The following is a 23,508-nucleotide window of genomic DNA, read 5'->3' on the forward strand; positions in this document are numbered from 1 at the left end:
GATGCGGTCAAAATTACTCTTCACGGGCCGTAACCTCGGTGCTTGAAGGGGGGCCGCCATATTCGGGCTTGAGCTTGCCGTCGTCGGCCAACAGCCAGGCGTCCATCACTTGGCGCACCACGGGCGCTGCGACGCCGGAGCCGGACTCGCCGTTTTCAACCATCACCGCCACCACGATTTTCGGGTCGTCGGCCGGAGCGAAGCCGACAAACAAGGCGTGGTCACGGTGGCGCTCTTGAACCTTGGAACGGTCATATTTCTCGCCCTGCTTGATCGCGACCACCTGGGCGGTACCGCTCTTGCCAGCAATGCGATACTGCGCGCCGACCGCGGCCTTGCGCGCGGTACCACGGGCGCCGTGCATCACCTGCTGCATGCCGTGGTTGACCTTGGTCCAGTCGGACGGGTCGCGCAGCACAATGTCGGGAATCGGGTTCTCATCCAAAGGCTTCTCGCCCTCAATGGTCTTGGCCAGGTGCGGGCGGTTCCAGATGCCTTTGTTGGCCACCAGCGCCGTGGCCTGGGCCAGTTGCAGCGGCGTCGCCTGCATGTAGCCCTGGCCGATCCCGAGAATCAGGGTTTCACCCGGGAACCACGCCTGGCGCCGGGTCGCGCGCTTCCACTCCCGCGACGGCATCAAGCCGGGGGACTCTTCGAACATGTCCAGGGAGACTTTCTGACCAAGGCCGAACTTGCCCATATAGGCAGATAGCCGGTCGATCCCCAGCTTGTGGGCCAGGTCATAAAAATAGGTGTCGTTGGAGCGCATGATCGCGGTATCCAGGTCGACATAGCCGTCACCGGTGCGGTTCCAGTTACGGTATTTGTGATCGTAGTTGGGCAGCATGTAGTAGCCCGGGTCGAACACACGGCTCGATGCGGTCACGACGCCCGAATCCAGGCCGGCAATCGCCACCGCCGGCTTGATGGTCGAGCCTGGCGGATACAGCCCGCGCAGCACGCGGTTGAACAGCGGCCGGTCAACCGAATCACGCAGCTCGGCGTAGGCCTTGAAGCTGATCCCGGTCACAAACAGGTTAGGGTCGAAACTCGGTTGGCTGACCATCGCCAGCACTTCGCCGGTCTTGGGGTCCAGTGCCACCACGGCGCCCCGCCGACCGCCGAGCGCCATCTCGGCCGCTTCCTGCAGCTTGATGTCCAGGCTCAGCACAATGTCCTTGCCCGGCACCGGGTCGGTGCGCTTGAGCACCCGCAGCACGCGGCCCCGGGCGTTGGTCTCGACTTCTTCGTAACCCACCTGGCCGTGCAGTTCGGGCTCGTAGAAACGCTCGATGCCGGTTTTGCCAATGTGGTGGGTGCCGCTGTAATTCACCGGATCGAGGCTTTTCAGCTCTTTCTCGTTGATTCGGCCCATGTAGCCCACCGAATGCGCAAAATGCGCCCCTTGCGGGTAGTGCCGCACCAACTGCGCCACCACTTCCACACCGGGCAGGCGGAACTGGTTCACCGCGATCCGCGCGATCTGCTCTTCAGTCAGTTCAAACAGGATCGGCACCGGCTCGAAGGGCCGGCGCCCCTGCTTCATGCGTTTTTCGAAGATCACCCGGTCTTCCGGCGTCAGTTGCAGCACTTCGACGATGACATCGAGGATCTGCTGCCAGTCGCCGGAACGCTCACGGGTCATGCTCAGGCTGAAGCTGGGTCGGTTATCCGCGACCACCACGCCATTACGATCGAAAATCAGCCCACGGGTCGGCGGAATCGGCTGCACATGCACCCGATTGTTCTCCGACAGCGTGGAGTGATAGTCGTACTGGATCACCTGCAGGAAATACAGGCGCGCAATCAGCACCGCAATCAGACCCACCACCAAAAACGCGCCGAAAACGACCCGCGAGCGCACCAGACGTGCGTCTTTCTCGTGGTCCTTGATGCGGATCGGCTGGGTCATCGGGAGGGGCGCAGATTATTTGTGGTAAGGGTGCCCGGACAGAACTGTCCAGGCGCGATACAGCTGTTCACCGATCAGAATCCTTACCAACGGGTGCGGCAACGTGAGTGCCGACAGCGACCATCGCTGGTCCGCCCGCGCACACACTTCCGGCGCCAGCCCTTCGGGGCCGCCGACCATGAAGTTGACGGTGCGCGAATCCAGGCGCCAGCGGTCCAGTTCCACCGCCAACTGCTCGGTGCTCCAGGGCTTGCCGTGCACTTCAAGGGTGACGATACGCTCGTTGGGGCCGACCTTGGCCAACATGGCTTCGCCTTCCTGACGGATAAAGCGCGCCACGTCGGCATTCTTGCCCCGGGTGTTGAGCGGTATTTCCACCAGCTCCAGCGACAGCTCAGCGGGCAGACGCTTGGCATACTCGTGCCAGCCTTCTTCCACCCACTTGGGCATGCGTGAACCGACAGCGATCAGACGCAGGCGCACAGCCGTTCCTTATTCCTGGTCTTTGTTGAGCTTGTCGAAGTGCGCGTGGCCCACTTCCGGGCTGTGGTGCTTGCCATCTGCCGCACGGCTCTGCTCGGCGCCTTTCCACAGACGCTCCAGGTCGTAGAACTGACGGGCGTTGGAGGTCATCATGTGAACGATCACGTCGTCCATGTCCAGCAGCACCCAGTCGCTGTCGCCCTTGCCTTCTTCACCCAGCGGCTTCACGCCTTGGGCTTTGACGGCTTCGCGAACCTTGTCCAGCATTGCGCCGATCTGGCGGTTGGAGGTACCGGTGGCGATGATCATGAAGTCGGTGATGCTCTGCTTGTCGCGTACGTCCAGAACCTGGATGTCCTGGGCCTTAACGTCTTCCAGGGCAGCTACGGCGACTTTTACCAGCTCTTCGCCAGCCAGCTCAGGGCCGGTGTGCGCTTCAACTGGCAGCGGGGCGCTTTTGAAAGTGCCTTTACGCTTAACTTTGCTTACGTCTTTGTTCGTCATATAAAACTCGTTTTGCTCGTATGTTCGGGCGCTCGCTGCACGATTGTTCGTGCGTTCAAGCGCGCCTTTTCAGTTCGACGCACGGTAAAGCCCGTGCGCATCGATGTAGGCCAGGACCGCGTCAGGCACCAGGAAACGTACCGACTTCCCGCTGGCCAGCAGTTGACGGATCTGGGTGGCAGACACCGCAAGCGGGGTCTGCCAGACGAATGCAATATTCCCGTTCGGACCGGTCAGGGCCAAGGGGTCACTTACCGACCGCGCGGCCAGCAGGTTGCGCAAGGCATCCGGCGGTTCGCTGTCGGCATCCGGGCGTTGCAAAACCAGGATGTGGCAATGCTGGAGGAGTTCCTCCCAGCGATGCCAAGAGGGCAGGCCGCAAAATGCGTCCCAGCCCAAAAGCAGAAACAACTGGTCATCTGCGGCCAACTCGGCACGCATCAGCTCCAGGGTATCGACAGTGTAGGACGGTTTATCGCGCTTGAGCTCGCGGTCGTCCACCACCAGCGGCGGTATGCCGTCTACGGCAAGGCGCACCATTTCCAGGCGCTGCTGCGCTGACACCTGCGGCGTATCGCGATGCGGCGGCCGGGCATTGGGTGCCAGGCGCAACTCATCCAGCGCGAGGGCATCCGCGACTTCCAGGGCACTGCGCAAATGGCCGATGTGCACGGGGTCGAAAGTACCGCCGAGCAGCCCGATGCGTTTAGCCATCAAGTGCGCACATGACCGTCGCCGAACACCACGTACTTCTCGCTGGTCAGGCCTTCCAGGCCAACCGGGCCGCGTGCGTGAAGCTTATCGGTGGAGATGCCGATCTCCGCCCCCAGGCCATACTCGAAGCCGTCGGCAAAACGCGTCGAGGCGTTGACCATCACCGAAGCGGAATCCACTTCGTTGAGGAAACGCCGGGCATCGCTGAAATGCTCGGAAACAATGGCGTCGGTGTGCTTGGAGCCATACTTGTTGATATGTTCGATGGCCTGGTCCAGGTCATCGACGATGCGGATCGACAGGATCGGCGCCGTGTACTCGGTGTACCAGTCTTGTTCAGTCGCCTCGATCACGTCCGCGCCCAGCAGCGCACGGGTACGCTCGCAACCACGCAATTCCACACCCTTTTCCCGGTAGATGGCAGCCAGCGGCGGCAGCACGCGATCGGCAATGCCGACGTGCACCAGCAGGGTTTCCATGGTGTTGCACGGGGCGTAGCGGTGGGTCTTGGCGTTGTCGGCGATGCGGATCGCCTTGTCGATATCGGCGGCGACGTCGATGAACACGTGGCACACGCCGTCCAGGTGCTTGATCACCGGCACTTTGGCATCACGGCTGACGCGCTCAATCAGACCCTTGCCACCGCGCGGCACGATCACATCGACAAATTCCGGCATGGTGATCAGCGCGCCTACGGCGGCGCGGTCGGTGGTTTCCACCACTTGCACCACTTCGGCAGGCAACTCGGCCACCGCCAGGCCCTGCTGAATGCAGGCGGCAATGGCGCGGTTGGAATTGATCGCCTCGGAACCGCCACGCAGGATGGTCGCGTTACCCGACTTGAGGCACAGGCTCGCAGCGTCAATGGTCACGTTCGGGCGCGACTCATAAATAATGCCGATGACGCCCAGGGGCACACGCATCTTGCCGACCTGAATGCCGGACGGCAGGTAGCGCATATCGCTGATTTCACCGATGGGGTCAGGCAGCTTGGCCACCTGACGCAGGCCTTCGATCATGTCGTCGATACGCGCGGGCGTCAGCGCCAGGCGGTCCAGCAGGGCTGGCTCGAGGCCATTGGCGCGGCCGTTGGCCAGGTCCCGTTCGTTGGCGACAGCCAGCTCGGAGCGCGAAGCATCCAGAGCATCGGCGGCGGCCAACAGGGCGCGGTTCTTCTGCGCAGTGCTCGCACGGGCGATCAACCGCGAGGCCTGCCGGGCAGCGCGACCCAGGCGGGTCATGTAGTCAAGAACGGACTCAGTCATGGTCAGGGAGTCTTGGCAAAGAGGAAAGCGGCAGATTATAGCTGTGACGCCGCCCGACTGACAGCGGTGTGGGGCGGATGGTCGAAATGAACTGTAAAAACCTGGGGTTCAGCCGTAATTAAGGCGGGAGTTGTTATTATTCCGTCACATTTAGCCGTATTAACCCCAGACAGCCATGCCCAGTTTTGCTCCGCAGCCCCCCGCCAGCGCCCTGCCCGACAGCTTCTTCGACCGTGACGCGCAAGTTCTTGCGCGAGAACTACTCGGAAAAGTCATACGCCATCGCGTCGGCGATTTGTGGCTTTGCGCGCGAATTATTGAAACCGAAGCCTATTACGTGGCCGAAAAAGGCAGCCATGCGTCGCTTGGCTACACAGAAAAGCGTAAGGCTTTGTTTCTGGATGGCGGCCACATCTACATGTATTACGCCCGTGGTGGTGACTCGCTGAACTTCAGCGCCCAAGGCCCCGGCAATGCCGTGCTGATCAAATCGGCCTATCCCTGGGTCGATGCCGTGTCTGGCCCGGCCAGCTTGGCGCAGATGCTGTTGAACAACCCGGACGCCAGCGGCCACCCTCGTCCATCGCAGAAACTCTGCGCCGGCCAGACCCTGTTGTGCAAAGCCCTGGGCCTGAAAGTGCCGATGTGGGATGCCAAGCGCTTTGACCCCGCGTTGCTTTATGTCGAAGACGTAGGCCAGGCCCCGACGCACATTATCCAGACCACCCGCCTGGGCATTCCCAGCGGCCGTGATGAACACCTGATGTACCGCTTCGTCGATGCTGGCTACGCGCCCTATTGCACTCGGAACCCGCTGCGCCGGGGCCAGGTCGAAGGTCGTGATTATTTTTTGATTTGAATTGAACATTGAGACCGGCCGCGCAGCGGATCGAATGTGGGAGCGGGCTTGCCCGCTCCCACAATTGATCTTCAGCGTCTCAGGTTATGTATTGAATAAAGGGAGTTGATTGTATGGGCCAATGGCTCGATAGCATTACCGGCTGGCTAACCCTGAACCCCGAATGGCTGGCCGTGGCGGTGTTTGTGGTCGCGTGCGTGGAATGCCTGGCCATTGCCGGGCTGATCGTGCCGGGCACGGTATTGCTGTTTGCCATTGCCGCACTGGCGGGCAGCGGTGCGTTATCCCTGAGTGAAACCTTGTTGTTGGGTTTCCTCGGCGGTTTGCTCGGTGACGGGGTTTCCTACTTCCTGGGCCGACACTTTCATCAGAACATTCGGCGGCTTCCAGGTTTGCGCCACCACCCTGAGTGGATGAATGGCGCAGAAACCTACTTCCATAAATACGGTATCGCCAGCCTACTTGTAGGGCGCTTTATCGGCCCGTTGCGTCCGATGCTGCCGATGGTGGCCGGGATGTGCGACATGCCCTTCCCGCGCTTTGCCGCCGTGAGCATTGTGGCCGCAGCCGGTTGGTCGGTGGCTTATCTGCTGCCGGGCTGGGCGACCGGTGCCGCGTTCCGCCTGCCGCTGCCGGAAGGTTTCTGGCCGGAGGCCGGAATAGTCACTGCCTGCCTGGCGGTGTTGCTGGGGCTGAGTTTGAACAGCAGCCTGCGCGGCCATCGTCGCGCCACGTTGTGGATTGGCTGCGCCAGCCTGACGTTGTTGATCGCGCTGTTTATCGGCTACCCGCACCTTCATAACTTCGATCAGGGCCTTAGCGCACTGGTGCAGGAACACCGCAGCCCATGGCTGGACGAGGTGATGGTGCGGATTACCCAATTGGGTGAGTTCAAGAAGATGTTTGTCGCCAGCGCGGTGTTTACTGGCGTGTTGCTGCTGGCACGGCAATGGCGGCACGCCGTGTTTGTCGGTGCCACCTTGGCCGGGGCGGCGGTGATCAACACCGGCACCAAACTGTTTTTTGCCCGTGGTCGACCGGAAATCCTCACAGACCCGCTGACCAGTTTCAGCATGCCCAGCGGTCACGCCTCCGGCGCCTTCGCGTTTTTCCTGGCTCTGGCCGTGCTGGCCGGTCGTGGGCAACCCACGCGCTTGCGCCTGACCTGGATGTTGCTGGGCTGTATTCCGGCCGCCTTTATTGCGCTGTCACGGGTTTACCTGGGGGCGCATTGGCCCACGGACATCCTCGCCGGCACGCTGCTGGCAATGACGGTGTGCGCATTCAGTTTGACCCTCATCCAGTATCGAAGCCCGCTGCCGGCCATGCCGCAAAAAACCTGGTGGCTGCTGCTCCCGGTGCTGGTCGCGGTGCTCAGCGTTATCGCCCTCACCGGCACACCTCACGCCCTGTTGCGCTACGCCTACTGAGGGAACAGTTCGCCCTGCAATTCGTCGAGCAACATCTGGATTGCATCCAGGCGTTGCTGCGGATCGTCGAGTTGCAGCAGGTCGATCTTGTCGGCCTCGGTGAACGGCAACAGATAAGCCAGCTGATTGCCCAGGGCTTGCTGGCCATCGGCGTGGGTGCCCATGTCCAGCGAGGCGACCATCGGGTGCTCGGCCAGGGCCTGCAGCAACGCCAGCAGGTCAGCGTCCTCTTCTTCCAGAGGCTGGTCCGGCACTTCTTCGAGCCATTGCACCTCGGCCACCAGCAACTGGTCCTTCTGCACCCCGGCGTCACGCACGCGAAACCGGCGCCCGCCTTCGACGCGAATCCCCAGCAGGCCGTTATCCTGCTGTTTGAAATCGCGAATCAGCGCTTCACAGCCGACCAATGCGTAGCCGTCCGGGGCCACGCCCACTTCCCTGCCGTCGAGGATGCACACCACGCCAAAGCTTTCGCCCTTTTTCATGCAGCGGCTGATCATGTCCAGGTAGCGCGCCTCGAACAGTTGCAAATCGAGGGTGCAGCCAGGGAACAGCACGGTATTGAGCGGGAACAGCGCCAGACTCATAAAGGTTTCCTTAAACCCGGTTTAAACGATCACGGACACGGCAAGCGGCAGAAAAACCGCCGTGGCCACGCCCATCAGACTCATGGCCAGCGCCGCAAAGGCGCCGCACTCTTCGCTTTCCTGCAAAGCCACCGAAGTGCCGACGGCGTGGGCGGTCATGCCCAGGGCCATGCCGCGCGCCTCGGGGCTGTGCACACCCAATCGTGACAAGTAAGCCGGGCCGATCATCGCACCGATCACTCCGGTAATCAGCACAAACACCGCCGCCAACGCGGCCACGCCGCCGATCTGCTCGGCCACCAGCATGGCAATCGGTGAGGTAACCGACTTGGGCGCCATGGTCATCAGCATCCTGTGTTCGGCGCCAAACCACCAGCCCAGCAAGACGCACAAGCCGGTAGCCACCACACCGCCTATCACCAGCGTAGTAAAAATCGGCCAGAACAATTGGCGAATCCGCCGCAGGTTCAAAAAGAGCGGCACCGCCAGGGCCACGGTCGCGGGGCCGAGCAGGATGCCCATGATCTCGGTGCTCTTGCGGTACTCGGCGTAAGTCAGGCCGCAGGAGAGCAACACGCCGATGACCAGCAGCATCGACACCAGTACCGGTTGCAGGAAGATCCAGCGGGTTTTCTCGAACGCCGCCAGCACCAGTTGATAGGCTCCAAGGGTGATACCGATGCCGAACAGCGGGTGATGAATCACTGCCGTCCACGCGCCCTGCCAGTCGACGGTCATTGATCCTTCTCCTTGCGCTTGACCATGGACTGCATGAGTACGCCGACAAAGCCCATGGCAATCACCAGCGACAACACCAGTGCGCCGACAATGGCCCAGAAGTCCGCGGCGATGTCCTTGGCATACACCATCACGCCCACCGCCGGCGGCACCAGCAGCAACGGCAAATAACGCAACAGGCTGCTGGCGGCCAGGCTCAAGGGCTCGCCGACTTCACCGCGCCAGATCAGAAAACCGAGCATCAGCAGCAAGCCGATGATCGGCCCCGGCAGCACCGGCAACAGCAAATGATTGATGGCGGTGCCAATCAATTGAAACAGCACCAGCCATGTCAGGCCACGTAACAGCATGCGTTCTCTCCCCCTCGACGCCCGCCCGCATTATAAGCACGCCGGCCCTATGCTCCGGCATTCGCCAAAAGCATGGTGGGTTGACCGGGCTGGTTGCCCATGATGATCTAAGATGGATTTCGCACACCTATAAAAAACGATGAACCAAGGAGAGTCGCAATGCCCTATGTACCTGTAGCGCAACTCAAAGATTATGTCGGCAAGGAACTGGGACGTTCCGAATGGCTCACCATCGACCAGGCGCGTATCAACCTGTTCGCAGAGGCCACCGGCGATCATCAGTTCATCCACGTCGACCCGGTCAAGGCCGCCAAGACGCCATTCGGCAGCACCATCGCCCACGGTTTCCTGTCGCTGTCGCTGATGCCCAAGCTCATGGAAGACATCCTGATCATGCCCGAAGGCCTGAAGATGGCCGTCAACTACGGGCTGGACAGCGTGCGTTTCATCCAGCCGGTGAAGGTTGACTCCAAGGTCCGGCTAAACGTGACCCTCAACGACGTTACCGAGAAAAAACCGGGCCAATGGCTGCTGAAGGCCACCGCCACCCTGGAAATCGAAGGCCAGGAAAAGCCTGCTTACGTCGCCGAGTCGTTGTCACTCTACTTCGTATAAGGCTATGCCTGTGGCGAGGTGAGAAACCTTGCCACAGTGTATGTAAATTTATGTATGAAACTCGCAGCTGCGGCATACTCGGCGCTTAATTATCCGGATCCCGCTATGCGCCCACTCGCTCCCCTTGCCCTTGCCCTGTTGCTCACCGCTTGCGGAGACGGCGAATCGCTGTTACCGCCCGATGCGCGCCTGCCCGACGGCGGCCGCTACCGTGGCGATGTGGTCAATGGTTTGCTACAAGGCCAGGGCCGCGTGGACTACCCCAACGGCAGTTGGTACGCCGGCCAGTTCGACAAAGGCCAGTGGCACGGCCAGGGCGAATGGCATGGCAGCAACGGCGAGGTTTATAAAGGCCAGTTCCAGCAAGGCCTGTTCGACGGCCAGGGCAGCCTGACCACGGCGGGCAGCAGCTACGTCGGCGGTTTCAAGAACGGTCGACGCAATGGCGAAGGTACCCTCAAAGAGGGGCAAATGACCTATCGCGGCGAATTCAAAGACGACCAGTACTCCGGCCTCGGCCGCCTGGAATTGGCCGACGGCAGCCAATACCAGGGCCAGTTCGCCCACGGCAAACCGAATGGCGAAGGCCAGCGCAACGACGACAGTGGCAACCAGTTCAGCGGCCACTTTGTCGACGGCCAGCTCGAAGGCAACGGCACCTTCAACAGCGCCGACGGCGATATCTATGTCGGCCAGTTCAAACAGAACCAGCTCAATGGCAAAGGCCGTTATGAAAACGCCGACGGCGACGTGTGGATCGGCCAGTTCAAGGAAGGCGCACTCAGTGGCAAAGGCGAGCTGATTGGCGTCGATGGCAGCCACTATGTCGGCCAGTTCAGTGAATGGCGCTTCTCTGGCCAAGGCCGCCTGAACCTCACCGATGGCAGCTTCTATATCGGCGGCTTCGACAGCGACAGCTATCAAGGCATCGGCACCCTCGTACTCAGCGACGGCACGGTGCAGGCCGGCACCTGGGTCAACGGCATGCGCGTGCGCGATGCCGACGGCAAGCTGCTGCCCGACCCGCTGGAAATCGGCGTACTGGCCCAAGGCCGCTTGCTCGATGCCGCCCTCGCCGCCGTGCCGCCCTCAACGGGCGCCGTCGAGTTGTACACCCTGGCGCTGGCCGGTGATGGCAAGCAAAGCGTGTTCCTGCGTGAGGCCGATTACGTCAGCAACATGCTCGCCACCCGCTTCGGTGCGCGCGGGCAGATTCGCCTGGTCAACCACCGCGACCACATCGCCGACCGCCCCCTGGCCACCCGCGAAAGCCTGCGCCGTGCCGTGCAAACCCTGGCCGAGCGCACCGGGCCGCAAGACCTGGTGTTTATCTACATGACCAGCCACGGCACCCACGAGCACGAACTGGTGCTGGACCAACCGCGCATGGAGCTGGCGGACCTGCCCGCCGATGAACTGGCAGCCGTGCTCGCGCCGCTGAAGAACCGCGACAAAATCATCGTGATTTCCGCCTGCTACTCGGGCGGGTTTATCCCGGCACTGAAGGATGAGCGCACGCTGATCATGACGGCCTCCCGTGCCGACCGCGTGTCGTTCGGTTGCTCGGAAGAGGCGGACTTCACCTACTTTGGCGATGCCCTTTTCGCGCAAGCCTTCAACCAGACCGATGACTTGCAGCAAGCCTTCAAACTGGCCCAACTGCATGTAGCCGAACGCGAACAGGCGGACAACTTCGAAGCCTCCGAACCGCAGATCTGGGCCCCCAAAGGGGTGATTGCCCATTGGCAACTATTACGTAAACAGCAGGCACGAAAGGCGCTCGAAAGCGTCTCAATGAATAGCAAGGAAGCCAAAGGCAACTAAGCTGTAACGTGTAACAAGGGGGAAACACCATGTACCTGACACCTCAGCATATTTTGCTTGCCGGGGCCTCCGGGCTGACGGGCGAGCACCTGCTGGACCGCCTGCTCAATGAGCCCACGGTGACCCGCGTACTCGCGCCGAGCCGCAAACCACTGGCCGAACACCCACGCCTGGAAAACCCCGTGGGTGACCCGGCGGTGTTCCTGCCGCAACTGAGCGGCCAGGTGGACATCGCCTTCTGCTGCCTGGGCACGACCATCAAGCAGGCGGGTTCCGAAGCCGCCTTCAGCGCTGTCGACCTGGACATGGTGGTGGCCTTCGCCAAGCGCGCACGGGAAATGGGCGCACGGCACCTGATCGTCATCAGCGCCATTGGCGCCGACCCGAAATCCTCAATCTTCTACAACCGAGTCAAAGGCGAGATGGAACAGGCGTTGAGGGCGCAGGACTGGCCACAACTGACCATCGTGCGACCTTCATTACTGCTGGGCGAACGACTGGAACCGCGCTTGGCCGAGCAGGTGGTCGGGACATTGTCGCGCTTGATTCCGGGCAAGTATCACGGCATTGAAGTCTGCGAACTGGCCCGTGCCATGTGGCGCCTGGCGCTGGAAGAGCAGGACGGCGTGCGGGTGGTGGAGTCGGATGAGTTGCGTAAGCTCGGTAAATAACCGCGCGCTGCGCGTGCCGGCGTCATCGCAGGCAAGCCAGCTCGCGCATTTGCAATGCATCGCCGGGCTTGCCCGCGATGGGGCCAGCACGAGCGCCCTCGGCTACAGACCGCCCGTTGCGTTAAACCCCACTCCCAACACCGTCAACGCCGAGAGCGGCAACAGCAAGGTGTCGAGCACTGCACTGGCCGGCAGATCGACATGTGGATAGCTCGGTGCCTCAGCGCCAAAGCGATCTTTGGCGCAGCAGCCGCCGTTAATAGCATACAAATCCAGGCGCGTACCGGCATACACCACCGGTGCGCCAGGCTGCGCGGCATCCAGTGTGCGCGCCGTGGCGCAGCCCGTCAGTTGCAACGCCAACACCACCAGCAGCACCTTATTCATCACTGCTCAAATGGTGCTCGCCCCAACGCGGCAGCATGTCCTGAGGAATATTCAGCAGGTTGAGAATCCGCGCCACGACGAAGTCCACCAAGTCATCGATGGTCTGTGGCTGATGATAGAATCCGGGCGATGCCGGCAAAATGGTCACGCCCATGTTCGACAACTTGAGCATGTGCTCCAGGTGGATACTCGAATACGGCGCTTCGCGCGGCACCAGGATCAGCTGGCGACGCTCCTTCAAGGTCACGTCCGCCGCACGCTCGATCAGGTTGTTGCAGGCACCGGTGGCAATCGCCGACAAGGTGCCGGTGGAACACGGCACCACCACCATCGCCGCCGGTGCGCCCGAGCCGGAGGCCACTGGCGACATCCAGTCCTCTTTACCATAAACCTTGATCTGACCCGCCGCCGCACCGGTGTATTCGGTGAGGAACGCCTGCATCATCTGCACCTTGGGCGGCAGCGCGACATCAGTCTCGGTAGCCAGCACCAGTTGCGCGGCCTTGGAGATCAAAAAGTGCACCTCACGGTCTTCGCGCACCAGGCAATCGAGCAAGCGCAGGCCGTAGGGAGCGCCGGAGGCACCGGTCATCGCCAGGGTGACGCGTTCCGGGCCACTCATTTCAACGCCTCGGCCAGCTTGCCGTGCAGGCCGCCGAAACCGCCGTTGCTCATGACCACCACATGGGTGCCGGGCCTGGCCTGATGCTTGACGTGTTCAATGATGCCCTCGATGGAATCGCAGACGGTTGATGGCACCGTGCAAAGCGCGGCGATGGCCGGCAGGTCCCAGCCGAGGTTGGCCGGTGCGTACCAGACCACCTGGTCGGCGTCATTGACGCTTTCCGGCAGGCCATCACGGTGTGCGCCAAGCTTCATGGAATTGGAACGCGGCTCGACAATCGCGATGATATTGGCCTCCCCGACACGCTTGCGCAGGCCATCCAGCGTGGTGGCAATCGCCGTCGGGTGGTGGGCAAAGTCGTCGTAGATGGTAATCCCATTCACGTCGGCGACTTTTTCCATACGCCGCTTCACGCTCTTGAACGCGCTCAACGCGGCGATGCCCATGGCAGGCACCACGCCCACATGCCGCGCGGCTGCCAGGGTCACCAAGGCATTCGCGACGTTGTGCTGGCCGGTCATGCCCCACTCGACAATGCCCTGTGCTTCGCCTTCGAACAGCACTTCAAACCTGGAGCCGTCTTCGCTGAGCAACTTGACCTGCCACTGCCCGCCCGCACCGGTCGTTTGCACGGGGGTCCAGCAGCCCATCTCGATCACCCGCTGCAAGGCAGGCTCGGTGGTCGGATGGATGACCAGGCCTTCACTCGGGATGGTGCGCACCAAGTGGTGGAACTGGCGCTCGATGGCCGACAAATCGGGGAAGATGTCAGCGTGATCGAACTCGAGGTTGTTCAGGATCGCGGTGCGCGGGCGGTAATGGACGAACTTGGAGCGCTTGTCGAAGAAAGCGCTGTCGTATTCATCCGCCTCAATCACGAAAAACGGTGTATCGCCCAAACGCGCCGACACCGAGAAGTTTTGCGGCACACCGCCGATCAGGAAGCCCGGGCTCATGCCAGCGTGCTCCAGTACCCAGGCCAGCATGCTGCTGGTGGTGGTCTTGCCGTGAGTACCGGCCACCGCGAGCACCCAACGGCCTTGCAGTACATGGTCCGCCAGCCACTGGGGGCCGGAGACATAAGGCAACCCTTTATTCAGTACGTACTCGACCGCCGGGTTGCCACGCACCATGGCGTTGCCGATCACCACCAGGTCCGGGACCGGGTCGAATTGCGAAGGATCGTAGCCTTGGGTCAACTCAATACCCTGGGCTTGTAGTTGCGTGCTCATGGGCGGGTAAACGTTGGCATCGGAGCCGGTGACGTGATGGCCCAATTCTTTGGCCAGAACCGCCATCGAGCCCATGAATGTGCCGCAAATACCGAGAATATGAATATGCATGGTTGACCTCGTAAAACATCGAGGCAGGTTAGCGCAGGGAGGGGCAAATCGCACTATTTATAGGGCCTGCCGGCAGCGAGGCGCATCCCTGCACTTCGTTTGGTCGCGTTCACGTCAGGCGATGGCTGTGAATACCTGGCGTGGACAGGGTTGCGAGTGGCTTAACAGCAGCAGGCTTGCGGCCAAACCTGGAAAAGAACCCTCAGGCAGTACGGGTTGTCTTACCAGCGCCTATCGGGCTGCCTGCAACTGAGAAGGCTGCTCGGGCGGTGTCGGACCCGATTCGTTCTCCTGAAACTCTCCGACCGTCTCAACAGGTCCAGAACCATCCTTTATAGAAGTACCCATGTCATAACGAAGATTACGCAACTCTTTCACCGTAATGGGCGTGAAGTCTTTCAACACAGGGCCATAGGGCTTCAGTGTCTGGAGATCTAAGGCGTACCAGTTGTTGCCTTGTTTCCCCGCAACGACGGGCGTGTTGCTACTCCTTTCACCTGCCCGCCGATAAGTGCCTTCGGCGATGCTCTGTTTGGAACCACCGTGAGGGATGCTCCAACCACGCCCAGAGATGCGAAGTTTATTCGCAAACGAGGACAAGGTGACAGGGACCCCCGCATTCAAAGCAGTCTTGCCCAATTTGAATAAACCACTCCCCACATCATAAACAGCCCCTAACGGGTTTGCAGCCTTAAGCCCTGACTTGGCAGCCCCTTTGAGAAACGTCAAGGCTGAACTTACCCCTTTGGCACCGACGCTAGCCGCTTTGAAGCCGCCTTTAGCTGCAGGATTAAACAAACCGATAAAGTCAAAAACCCCGCTAACAGCGGCATCATGTTTATTGCCTTCGATTATATTTTTCACCAGGTCGTGAAAGGGAAGAAGGCTCAGGATGAAGTTATTGAAAATTTTTGCTCGAGCGCTGCTTTTTTCGGAGTCGCTCATGCCATTGGCCGCGTCTTTAAGCTGACCGACAGCATGTTTATAAAGATGACTTATCTGCCTGGCAAACATGCCGGACCTCTCCGATGAAGTATTCCTCGGCTTAAGCGTATGGGGCTCTTCCAGTTCGTTAGCACCGCCCGTACTCCAGATAGTTGTTAAGCCGTAACGCTCCGCCCCAACACTCAAACTGAAAAAAGGTGCACGGCGACTGGACTTTACACTCCACCCCTCAGGGACGCCAGGCAGAGGATCGCCCTCCTTGATGATCCCGCCTGACTGTGGCGAGTAAATATACTTAACCGTTTCACCTTTCAATGCAGTGGTGATGAGAAACGCACCACTTCCGAACATCTGAAATAACGCATTACTCTCACTGTCTTTAGGAAAATCAGACGCTTCCACCTGGCTCAAATACCTCGTTTCTACACCCCCGAACTCAAATCGCTTCCGATCTTCATCCCGCAACTGCGATACGTGATACTGGAACATCTCACCTGCCGTCTTGCTGAAGCTGTCGGTGTACGCATCAAACTTCTCAAAGAAATCTTTCTTGATATCAGGCAGCGCTTTCATGCCTGGATGTAAAATCTCATTAGGAAAGGTTGAAATAGTAGAATTCCAGCCGGAGTCAAGTGTTCCAGACATATAAAGATTCAACAGAGAGTCTGTGAGTCTACTTATCCCCGATTGGCGGGTGAGTATTTGTTTTTCAAACAGGTGCGCGTGTTCTTCGCCGTATACCCGCGTTAATTCCGCCAGCGCCAACTCCCGGCGAGTCGGCAGTGAAGCCGTAATACCTTTCAGAGTCGCCGCCAGGCGATTGGCCTCTGCTTCCATGGCAGCCGTTACGCTCGCGATGGTTTCAGCGGAATAGCCCTCACTGTTTTGCTTGATAATGCCTTTAGCTATACCCCAGTCGACCACTGCCTGCACGGTAGCCGCTTTCGACTGATACTCTTGCTCCAGTGCAACGGGCTCCAGAGCCCCATGCTCCCTGATCTGATCATAGCGCTTGCCCGCCGACGATCCCGGGGTGCTCTGCTCGCGGCGAAATACTTCAGCGCTGAACATTACCCATTGCAGGGAGCCAAAAACCACTGATGGCGGCACATCCTTGACCAAAAACTCCGGAGCCGACATAGACAGCAATTGGTAGGCAGTTACTTTCGCCATCTCGGGGCCGACGATACTTTCCATATGGGTTTCAAAACGCTTGACGATCTCAGCTGGCGTACGCCCCACGTTGTCTTGTTGCCGCAAGTTATACCCGGCTAAATGATCGCGCTCCACCCCCGCTGATGACCGGTTGGCTTCCAGCCCTAACGCCGTGAGCAGTGCTTCATGGCCACTGGTAGCGGTGGGCAATGCGCCAATCGCTTCCTGCAGCTGCTTACCCAATGCACGGGCTTGATGGGTGTCGATCAAGGCGTTGAGAAACGCTTCTGGATGGGTAGCGGCCAGCGCCCTCACAGACTCTGGAACTGCACGTTTCAAATACTCGAAAAGACTGGGGGCCTTACCCTCTGCGTCCAGCGGAACCTGAGTTTGAAGCGCCTTCCAGGCACTGACGGTTTCGACTATCTTTTCCTGAGCATCCTCGCCCAGTGGCACACTTTTAGTCAGCAACCCGCCACAATTACCTTCACGTGGCGCACTCAATGGCGGTGCAAACAATACGCGCTCCAAATTGGCAAGTGCTTCCAGTGTGGTTGGCACGTGCAAACCGTAAGCGGCCATCAATTGCTTGAGGTTCATCGTGACAGGCTGCGGCTGGTCTTCGCGCCAAAAGACAGAGTGCGGTGCGATCTCTACGACGATGGATTCCAGATCCGGCTTCGCGCCGGGCGCCTCAATCTGTTCTTTCAAAGCGGCGAGCAGGTTGTGCTGCGTTTCGGCTTCACCCGTTTTATTTAAAATTTCGGCAGGCACATGATGGTCGGGCAACGTCTTCGGACGTTGGCCATAAATAAATTGACGAACAACGTTTGAATCGACCGTGTTCGGAGTGTGTCCTGGCCAGTCACGTTGATAAACGTCACGGCGGCTCAAGGTGCCATAAGGCGCCAATTTTTTAGCGATGACCATCAAGTTGTCAAACAACGCTTTACCGCCCGGAATATCGTTGCGCTCAGGGGAATCTCTATTTATTTTATTGAGCCCGTCGTCAAACCAAATTTCAGCTTTGTTAGGTTCAATATGGGTAAACGCACCATACCCACCAAACATGTCCTCCAGTTGCTTGAACGCAGAAGAATGGGTCGCACACTTCAGTGCTTCAACCCAGCGGCCCAAGGTCGACTCGGGTGGAACCGTTACGCGCGATCCGGCTGAAGACTGCTTCAAAGAATCTTGCTCGACACGCGCATCGGCCGCCGCTCGGGCCGCCTCAGGGTCACCCGACGAAGTGTGCTCACTCATCGTCGACGGTGCACTGCCCACGTTACGGTTCAGTTGAGGAAAACCATTCTTTGGCAAGCCAAAGGGTGCAACATTTATAGTAGGCACAGTCATATTTTCATCTCTCTTTCAGGCATTCGATGAACGGCTCGCAAACGCACCTGAATCAACAGCACGCATCGCGAAAACTTTTTATAAGGCCAGCCACGTTTAAGGCTTACTTAATAAGCGCCAACCTTCAAAATCAATCATTCGAACAGCCCAAACTGGCGAGCTATTTTAATTCCCTATACCCTGAGCGCAGACCCACTGACCAGAAAACCAACCAGACAGTGCTTGACATTGAAGAGCGGCTTCCCCGGCACTCGAACATTAAGTGGCCCACACCACCCAATAAGTTCCAGAACAACTAAGCCATGAGACAGTTATATCGATTGAATATAACTAACAACCCCATACAGCCTACCTATTAACGGAAAACTGCTCTTTGAGAATAGTTCAACGGGTGAAGGCGGTCGTCCGGCGTATCCATTGCTGGCCATGTTGCAGGCTCATCGGATGCAGAGCGGGTTCGGTTACAGCGATCCGGCGTTGGAAGAAGCACCTTACGAGACCACGATCCTGCGCCAGCTTTCGGGGCTGCATCTGGATCGGATTCCCGATGAAACCACGACCCTCAACGTCCCGCGCCCACTGGAGAAACATGTGTTGGCGAGCGGGAGTTTGCAGGCCATCAATGGCTATCTGGGTGATCGTGGTTTGCTGCTGCGTCGCGACACGCTGGTCGATGCGACGATCAGTTACTGCACGGCGAGGAAACTTATGTGTGCGGGGATGCGCAGGTACGGGCCAAGGTTGCACATCCGTTTCGCATGATCAAGCGCCGGTTTGGCTATACGAAAGTGCGCTTTCGTGGCTTGTCGAAAAACATCGCTCAACAGACAACCTTGTTCGCTTTGTCGAATCTGTGGAGGGTGCCAAAACGGTTGATGGGTATGGGCGAGGTGCGTCTGTGAGGCGGGCTGATCGCTTTGAAACAGCGCGACCAGAGGAAAGAATTATGAATTAAGGGCAAGAACGTTCTGCTGTTCGCCGGACCTTTGATTCTTAAGCCTCAAGTAGCGAGGGCATGAAAAATCGGTGGTTACTTCAGAACTTTCCTAAAGGCTGATCAACCGCCTCGGCCCCCTATGACTCAGGTTGGGCGGTGGACTCTTCGGCGAGCACAAGTAATGAGGAAAGACAGAAACAGGCAACGTCAGAATAATCAAAGTATTCACCCGCGCGAGGGTTGCTGTATGAAAACACGGTAAGCAGTTGCCCCTATTACGCGAGCAACTGCTTACGCAGTGGATCTGTCGGAACAACCCACTACAACGGGTACAACGCTGGCATTATCTATAGCTTGGCTTTGATAGCGTTCATCAGCCCGGTGATATATGCCATTCTGGATTCCATGCCAATAGCCCGGCTCTTGATATCATCTTCTTGCGCACCGGGTGTCGGGTCCTCAACTTTAACATTCAGCGCTTTCGCTTCTTTAGCAAATTCTACTTCAAGGAAGTCAAGCATCTCATCAAGATAGTCCATCCGCTCTTCATTTGTCTTGGCCAACCATTCCACGCTTGGTTTGACAGCCTCCTCTGAGCGAAGGCCACCCAACGTATTGGCTAATAGGAATACGCCCTTCTGAGCATCATCGACCAGCCGCGACTCCATAACATGTTGCTCTGTGGCCGGAGTTTTCGGTGGATTGATTATGGGTTTAAGAAATTCAATAGCGACGTTGGCGGCGAGTGTCCCGGTAACTGTTAAGGGTACTGTGATCGCTGCCGTAATTCCGGCGACCTTGGCAATATTTCGCATTTCAAGCGGAAGTGCTCGATCCGCCTTCGCAGCTTTAGCCTTCACCACCGCCTCGGCGCTTTCTTCCAGGTTACTCTGCGAAAAAGGCTCCACCTCCTTTCCGTCTACTCGACCTGCCGTCGGCTGATCAAATAGCTTATCCCGGGCGTCAGCATCTTTTTGAGCTTGCCACTTCTTCCTGTTGGCTTCTCTGTGTTGAGCCACTTCCGGAGTAACTGGGGCCTCTGCATCAGGGGCATCCCCAGTCTGGCGATGACCCGTGGCTTGCCCCGGCCCGTCGAAACCCACTTTTTTATCAACAAAACCCTGATCAAAATTGTTATTGCTACCGTCTGCCGGCTTGGACCCTCCCGGGACTTCTACCTTAGGTGCTTCACCTGTCCTTATAGAACCAGGCGTTTCGGTCCTGGTGAATCCACCACTGAAAAACTCCCCAATCTTTGAGAATACTACCGGCCTTGCCGCTGCATTTGAAAACATCATAATGATCTACCTAATGATTGATGTGCATTAGAAAGCCATCCATTTCTTCCACTTACTGTGTAACAGATAGGCCGCAAGCAGTTCCAAGCTACAAAACAAATAGTTCAGCACTATGACCAATACGCAATAATCCTGGAGAATACTTTCCAGGCGCGCAGGCACACTTTACCAGCCAGCCTGACACTAATCAGCCTGCTAAATTGCTCAAAGATGCGCATCGCTTATAAGGCACTCACACCGATGCGGTGAGCGCTCGCCAATCCAACCGCCTGAACATCATTACGTCTTATTCGACGGCGCCAGTGCGCTCAGCACACCAAATTGCGCTAACTGAGGACCAAATGGTGTATTCGTGAGGGAACTGTACGCATACCAAGCCCCCTTTTTTAAGACAGCGACTATTGGCCTACGCACACCCTCTGATTCCACCTGATAGAAGCCCTTGACGACATCACCGTCCTTATAAGTCCTTGTCACTTCATAAGACCTATAGTTGCCTTTGAGTCGAGGAAGCACCTCATCTGCATGCTTGTACACCCTCTTTATATCTTTACTTACAGCCAGCACCCCCCGCTTAATATTTCTCGGAAGGTTAATAACATCGGTAACGCCCACCGAAGCGCCGAGACCCGCAAAAAAAGAGCGCTTGAGTACTTTGCCTGCTGACTTGCCCAGTTTCATCGCCTTGTTCGCGGCACTTGCCCCGGGAAGAAAGAACCCCAAAATATCGAACCCGATATTAAAAACTGCGCCCGCAACATTCCCCGATATCGCATCCTTAATACCGTCATAGAAAGGAATAAGCGAAAGGAGAAAATCATTGACGGCATGAATACCTGCTGTATTTTTTTCAATCCTCGTTTCACCGACAGCCTTGGCTTTCAAATACCCATAATCTTTAGTGAAAAACTTACCCACCACGGTAGCCAGCGAACCGTTGCGTCGAGAAAAATAAGGAACTCGTCCTTCACCGGTGACCTCCGGCAAATCACGGTCCTGATGGGTGACATCAAATTTCGTAAAAACATTATTCGTGCCGGGTACGCGAGCTTTGGAATCCGGGGAAAAATACTTGCTGTCGTCAAAATGTGACTGTTCTTCAGCCTCCCCCTTTTCCTTAACGATTTTTCCTAGGCCTGGGAAGTAACTATAGTACTCGACCTTACTATCAGCTCCCTCCACTTTCATAAGTACACCTTGCCCCCCTTCCAACTCTTTGAGTTCATGAGGGGTCGGCGTTCGTGGTCGGCGCCCGGGGTACAGTTGGCTGCTGTTCGTTTCTTCTGTACCCAAAAAAGGGCGAGACACGCTCATGAACGTGACATCCGCTTGGTTTATACGCTCTTGTTCGACTCTAGGCAGCAGAGAAACCTGGTACTTGAACTGGATAGCCCAGGCCGCCGCTTGAGTCTTTGTATAGTCTTCAAACGTTTCAGAAAATGTTTTATTGATGTCTGGATCAAGCTCGGAAAAGCGAGATTTAATCGTTGCCCAAGGTAACTCCTTTTCATTTAACGGCGCCCACCATTCCAGATTAATGGGCGTCGTCATGTAGACATCAAGGGGCGATACACGATACGTGTCATCCCGAGTACTTCTTAATGTTTTCTTCGTCGGGTCAACACCCGGGAACACCCGCTTGAATTCAGCCAGCGCCAACGCCTCCCGAGTGGGCGCTGGCTTCATCAGCTCAGCGCGTGCCCACGCCAATTCCTTTTTCTGCTTTTTTAACACCGTTAATGATTGCTCAACGTCTTCGAACGTATATTGACCCTGGGGGTTGTTTTTAATCACCTGATTAGCGAGGCCCCACGCAATAAGCGAATCGGCTGACGCGGCAGCTAACTCGTCCCCACCGTCAAGAATACTAAGCTGCGCATCCGCATAGTTCATGACTTGACTGAGCGTCATGTTCCCTGAGGCGCCGGGCGCTTCTTGCTCTACCAGGGCAACCGCTATAGAAAAATCCGCCCAAGTATGAGACCCATAAACAAGTGCAGCAGGAATGCTTTTTACCAAGAGTTCAGGGGCGACGGCTGACAGTAATAGTTGCGCAGCAATAGGCGCCGCTTCAACACCCACCTTAGTTTCAAGGTAAGCGGTAAAACGTTTGACGATTTCAGCAGCGGAGGCACCCACATTGTCGCTTTTATAGAGGTTATAGCCCGCCAAGTTGAAAGGTGATTTTCCTGGGTTAGGGTCAAGCTCTTGCAAAAGCGCCGCAGTCAAGGCCTCAGTTGCACCGGTCGGCGACGCTGCTGATTTGATTCTAGCTTGTATAGTTTTGCCCAACGCCTGCGCCTCGGGCGACCGAATGAGTTGGTCCAATGCTAATGAAGGGTTGTCCGCAATCACCTTCTTTGTAGACGTCGCAAGTGTGCTGATCAGGCCGCGTAACAAACTGCCTGCCCCAACCCCTGCCTGCGGATCAGGAGCCTGACTTGCATGCTTCAACTTCCACTGGTCCACCACCGCTTTCACCTTGCGTAATTCAGTTGTGTTCAGCAGCGCACCAATATGCCTGACGCCCCCAGCGTCAGCCCCAGGCACCCTGTGCGCAAGGTCAAAGGTCAGTGCGTTAGCCAGGCCATGTGCCTCCGTGCTGTTGACGGGTAGTTTATGCCCTTGCCTTTCGAGCAGTTGTGCAGCACTTATCTCCCGGCGCTGATCGGTAAGAAATAAACTTGAACGTCGGTCAATCGGGACCCTAACGTTATTCAGGTCGATCTTCCCTTCGGCATCGTCTACCGGGGACCTCAGTGCAGCGATAAGTGCATGACGGTTAGCGTCATCACCCTGCGCCTTGCCCTGCTCCGCTAATGCTTCTACCGATCGCTGCGACGCATACCCCACAGGTGCAAACTCAAACGCGGCGCCTTCTTTTAATTTCTTACGGTGCGAGGCAGCTTGCGAAGGGGAGAGATCGATAGGCTCTCCGTAAAATCGCCCCACCGTGTACAACGGCACCTTACCGTCCGGCCAGGGGTAATTGAACGCCTGCCCGGGCATTTGAGCGATCCCTCTGGCAATCGACAACAGCACGCGAGAAACATCTGACCAGCCCGAATCATCTTTTAGGGAAAACGTTTGCATCTTGCCATTTACAATGCCGGTCAACTCCCCGAGGAAGGGATCCAGTTTGAGGCTCCTGGTATCAAGCCCCTGTTCTTTCGCCCACGATAAAAATCCAGGGCTTTTGAAAGCACTGTCCAATGGGTTCCGCCAACGCCCGAGTGTGGACTCAGGGGTAACTTGAACGTCAGGCGGCGCTGTTGAGGTGTGATAGGAGCGCGTCGCTAATGCGATCGCGTAGGGCTTCGCCAACTGAGCGTCAGCCATTGAACGCGCTTCGGGGGTGTCTGGCGTTGGCGCGTGTGTGTTGCTGTGAACGACTGCATTATTGATGCTCACCCTGGCGGCAGTCGCAGGAGGTTCGCCTACCATGTTGCCTGATAAGGTAGGCGTGACTCTAACGCCTTCAAAATTTGTCATTTCCACACTCGCGCACGA

19 protein-coding genes and 1 pseudogene are annotated in these 23,508 nt (G+C 58.0%); 6 read left to right on the forward strand and 14 right to left on the reverse strand.

What is annotated here, in order from left to right:
- Positions 1-13: 13 nt before the first annotated feature.
- The 5 genes from mrdA to ACI77D_RS26345 all read right to left on the reverse strand — a co-directional run bounded on the left by mrdA (position 14) and on the right by ACI77D_RS26345 (position 4,878).
- Complete coding sequence (gene mrdA / locus ACI77D_RS26325; protein WP_064454283.1) at positions 14-1,912, reverse strand: penicillin-binding protein 2; 1,899 nt, start codon at positions 1,910-1,912, stop codon at positions 14-16.
- A 15-nt stretch (positions 1,913-1,927) separates the two neighbouring features.
- A complete protein-coding gene (gene rlmH, locus ACI77D_RS26330; RefSeq protein ID WP_003176297.1) occupies positions 1,928-2,395 on the reverse strand; it encodes a 23S rRNA (pseudouridine(1915)-N(3))-methyltransferase RlmH in 468 nt (155 codons plus the stop codon).
- Between the two features lie 9 nt (positions 2,396-2,404).
- Positions 2,405-2,899, reverse strand: a complete 495-nt coding sequence (rsfS, locus tag ACI77D_RS26335) for a ribosome silencing factor (protein WP_003215432.1) — start codon at positions 2,897-2,899, stop codon at positions 2,405-2,407.
- 69 nt (positions 2,900-2,968) lie between these two features.
- Positions 2,969-3,613 carry a nicotinate-nucleotide adenylyltransferase gene (nadD, locus tag ACI77D_RS26340; RefSeq protein ID WP_048724668.1) on the reverse strand — a complete coding sequence of 215 codons (645 nt, stop codon included), beginning with the start codon at positions 3,611-3,613 and terminating at the stop codon, positions 2,969-2,971.
- Positions 3,613-4,878, reverse strand: a complete 1,266-nt coding sequence (locus ACI77D_RS26345) for a glutamate-5-semialdehyde dehydrogenase (protein ID WP_407017781.1) — start codon at positions 4,876-4,878, stop codon at positions 3,613-3,615. The genes nadD and ACI77D_RS26345 overlap by 1 nt, the downstream gene beginning before the upstream one ends.
- 175 nt (positions 4,879-5,053) lie before the next feature.
- Here ACI77D_RS26345 and ACI77D_RS26350 point away from each other — a divergent pair, with 175 nt between their 5' ends.
- Complete coding sequence (locus ACI77D_RS26350) at positions 5,054-5,737, forward strand: DNA-3-methyladenine glycosylase (RefSeq protein ID WP_064454286.1); 684 nt, start codon at positions 5,054-5,056, stop codon at positions 5,735-5,737.
- Between the two features lie 113 nt (positions 5,738-5,850).
- Entirely contained in the window at positions 5,851-7,167 is a 1,317-nt protein-coding gene (locus tag ACI77D_RS26355) for a bifunctional DedA family/phosphatase PAP2 family protein (RefSeq protein WP_407017782.1), read from the forward strand.
- Here the strand turns inward: ACI77D_RS26355 and ACI77D_RS26360 are convergent.
- The 3 genes from ACI77D_RS26360 to ACI77D_RS26370 are packed head-to-tail and all read right to left on the reverse strand — an operon-like array spanning position 7,161 to position 8,842.
- Positions 7,161-7,754, reverse strand: a complete 594-nt coding sequence (locus ACI77D_RS26360; protein WP_064454288.1) for an LON peptidase substrate-binding domain-containing protein — start codon at positions 7,752-7,754, stop codon at positions 7,161-7,163. The two genes, ACI77D_RS26355 and ACI77D_RS26360, sit on opposite strands and share 7 nt — an antisense overlap.
- Before the next feature lie 21 nt (positions 7,755-7,775).
- Entirely contained in the window at positions 7,776-8,492 is a 717-nt protein-coding gene (locus tag ACI77D_RS26365) for an LrgB family protein (RefSeq protein WP_064454289.1), read from the reverse strand.
- Positions 8,489-8,842, reverse strand: a complete 354-nt coding sequence (locus tag ACI77D_RS26370; protein ID WP_064454290.1) for a CidA/LrgA family protein — start codon at positions 8,840-8,842, stop codon at positions 8,489-8,491. Before ACI77D_RS26370 ends, ACI77D_RS26365 begins: the two co-directional genes overlap by 4 nt.
- Before the next feature lie 159 nt (positions 8,843-9,001).
- Here ACI77D_RS26370 and ACI77D_RS26375 point away from each other — a divergent pair, with 159 nt between their 5' ends.
- From ACI77D_RS26375 to ACI77D_RS26385, 3 genes are all read left to right on the forward strand, one after another.
- Positions 9,002-9,457 carry a MaoC family dehydratase gene (locus ACI77D_RS26375; RefSeq protein ID WP_128587790.1) on the forward strand — a complete coding sequence of 152 codons (456 nt, stop codon included), beginning with the start codon at positions 9,002-9,004 and terminating at the stop codon, positions 9,455-9,457.
- A 105-nt stretch (positions 9,458-9,562) separates the two neighbouring features.
- The gene (locus ACI77D_RS26380; protein WP_064454292.1) at positions 9,563-11,281 is read left to right on the forward strand and encodes a C13 family peptidase; all 1,719 of its coding nucleotides are present in this window, start codon (positions 9,563-9,565) and stop codon (positions 11,279-11,281) included.
- A 29-nt stretch (positions 11,282-11,310) separates the two neighbouring features.
- Positions 11,311-11,952: an oxidoreductase gene (locus tag ACI77D_RS26385; protein ID WP_064454293.1), complete on the forward strand. Its 642-nt coding sequence runs from the start codon at positions 11,311-11,313 to the stop codon at positions 11,950-11,952.
- Between the two features lie 102 nt (positions 11,953-12,054).
- Here the strand turns inward: ACI77D_RS26385 and ACI77D_RS26390 are convergent, their stop codons facing one another.
- The 4 genes from ACI77D_RS26390 to ACI77D_RS26405 all read right to left on the reverse strand — a co-directional run bounded on the left by ACI77D_RS26390 (position 12,055) and on the right by ACI77D_RS26405 (position 17,544).
- A complete protein-coding gene (locus tag ACI77D_RS26390) occupies positions 12,055-12,339 on the reverse strand; it encodes a YceK/YidQ family lipoprotein (protein WP_064454294.1) in 285 nt (94 codons plus the stop codon).
- Positions 12,332-12,961 carry a flavin prenyltransferase UbiX gene (gene ubiX / locus ACI77D_RS26395; protein ID WP_003219402.1) on the reverse strand — a complete coding sequence of 210 codons (630 nt, stop codon included), beginning with the start codon at positions 12,959-12,961 and terminating at the stop codon, positions 12,332-12,334. Before ubiX ends, ACI77D_RS26390 begins: the two co-directional genes overlap by 8 nt.
- A complete protein-coding gene (gene mpl / locus ACI77D_RS26400; RefSeq protein WP_262666336.1) occupies positions 12,958-14,307 on the reverse strand; it encodes a UDP-N-acetylmuramate:L-alanyl-gamma-D-glutamyl-meso-diaminopimelate ligase in 1,350 nt (449 codons plus the stop codon). The genes ubiX and mpl overlap by 4 nt, the downstream gene beginning before the upstream one ends.
- A gap of 231 nt (positions 14,308-14,538) precedes the next feature.
- The gene (locus tag ACI77D_RS26405; RefSeq protein ID WP_407017783.1) at positions 14,539-17,544 is read right to left on the reverse strand and encodes a hypothetical protein; all 3,006 of its coding nucleotides are present in this window, start codon (positions 17,542-17,544) and stop codon (positions 14,539-14,541) included.
- A 609-nt stretch (positions 17,545-18,153) separates the two neighbouring features.
- Here ACI77D_RS26405 and ACI77D_RS26410 point away from each other — a divergent pair.
- Positions 18,154-18,665, forward strand: a pseudogene (locus ACI77D_RS26410) (transposase); the annotation flags it as partial.
- 382 nt (positions 18,666-19,047) lie between these two features.
- Here the strand turns inward: ACI77D_RS26410 and ACI77D_RS26415 are convergent.
- On the reverse strand, positions 19,048-19,998 hold the full coding sequence (locus tag ACI77D_RS26415) for a hypothetical protein (RefSeq protein ID WP_407017784.1): 951 nt from the start codon (positions 19,996-19,998) through the stop codon (positions 19,048-19,050).
- A gap of 279 nt (positions 19,999-20,277) precedes the next feature.
- Entirely contained in the window at positions 20,278-23,490 is a 3,213-nt protein-coding gene (locus ACI77D_RS26420) for a hypothetical protein (RefSeq protein ID WP_407017785.1), read from the reverse strand.
- Between the last annotated feature and the right edge of the window lie 18 nt (positions 23,491-23,508).

Origin of the sequence: Pseudomonas sp. O39, assembly GCF_045447295.1 — a bacterium.
In the GTDB taxonomy this organism is placed as follows: Bacteria; Pseudomonadota; Gammaproteobacteria; order Pseudomonadales; family Pseudomonadaceae; genus Aquipseudomonas; species Aquipseudomonas antarctica_A.

Excerpts from the sequence above, each read along its gene's own strand:
- ACI77D_RS26375 (WP_128587790.1), top strand. The coding sequence starts at position 9,002 with ATGCCCTATGTACCTGTAGCGCAACTCAAAGATTATGTCGGCAAGGAA.
- rsfS (WP_003215432.1), bottom strand. The coding sequence starts at position 2,899 with ATGACGAACAAAGACGTAAGCAAAGTTAAGCGTAAAGGCACTTTCAAA.
- ACI77D_RS26420 (WP_407017785.1), bottom strand. The coding sequence starts at position 23,490 with ATGACAAATTTTGAAGGCGTTAGAGTCACGCCTACCTTATCAGGCAAC.
- ACI77D_RS26370 (WP_064454290.1), bottom strand. The coding sequence starts at position 8,842 with ATGCTGTTACGTGGCCTGACATGGCTGGTGCTGTTTCAATTGATTGGC.
- ACI77D_RS26350 (WP_064454286.1), top strand. The coding sequence starts at position 5,054 with ATGCCCAGTTTTGCTCCGCAGCCCCCCGCCAGCGCCCTGCCCGACAGC.
- ACI77D_RS26385 (WP_064454293.1), top strand. The coding sequence starts at position 11,311 with ATGTACCTGACACCTCAGCATATTTTGCTTGCCGGGGCCTCCGGGCTG.
- ACI77D_RS26380 (WP_064454292.1), top strand. The coding sequence starts at position 9,563 with ATGCGCCCACTCGCTCCCCTTGCCCTTGCCCTGTTGCTCACCGCTTGC.
- mpl (WP_262666336.1), bottom strand. The coding sequence starts at position 14,307 with ATGCATATTCATATTCTCGGTATTTGCGGCACATTCATGGGCTCGATG.
- ACI77D_RS26415 (WP_407017784.1), bottom strand. The coding sequence starts at position 19,998 with ATGATGTTTTCAAATGCAGCGGCAAGGCCGGTAGTATTCTCAAAGATT.
- ubiX (WP_003219402.1), bottom strand. The coding sequence starts at position 12,961 with ATGAGTGGCCCGGAACGCGTCACCCTGGCGATGACCGGTGCCTCCGGC.
- ACI77D_RS26360 (WP_064454288.1), bottom strand. The coding sequence starts at position 7,754 with ATGAGTCTGGCGCTGTTCCCGCTCAATACCGTGCTGTTCCCTGGCTGC.
- nadD (WP_048724668.1), bottom strand. The coding sequence starts at position 3,613 with ATGGCTAAACGCATCGGGCTGCTCGGCGGTACTTTCGACCCCGTGCAC.
- ACI77D_RS26365 (WP_064454289.1), bottom strand. The coding sequence starts at position 8,492 with ATGACCGTCGACTGGCAGGGCGCGTGGACGGCAGTGATTCATCACCCG.
- ACI77D_RS26345 (WP_407017781.1), bottom strand. The coding sequence starts at position 4,878 with ATGACTGAGTCCGTTCTTGACTACATGACCCGCCTGGGTCGCGCTGCC.
- mrdA (WP_064454283.1), bottom strand. The coding sequence starts at position 1,912 with ATGACCCAGCCGATCCGCATCAAGGACCACGAGAAAGACGCACGTCTG.
- ACI77D_RS26390 (WP_064454294.1), bottom strand. The coding sequence starts at position 12,339 with ATGAATAAGGTGCTGCTGGTGGTGTTGGCGTTGCAACTGACGGGCTGC.
- ACI77D_RS26355 (WP_407017782.1), top strand. The coding sequence starts at position 5,851 with ATGGGCCAATGGCTCGATAGCATTACCGGCTGGCTAACCCTGAACCCC.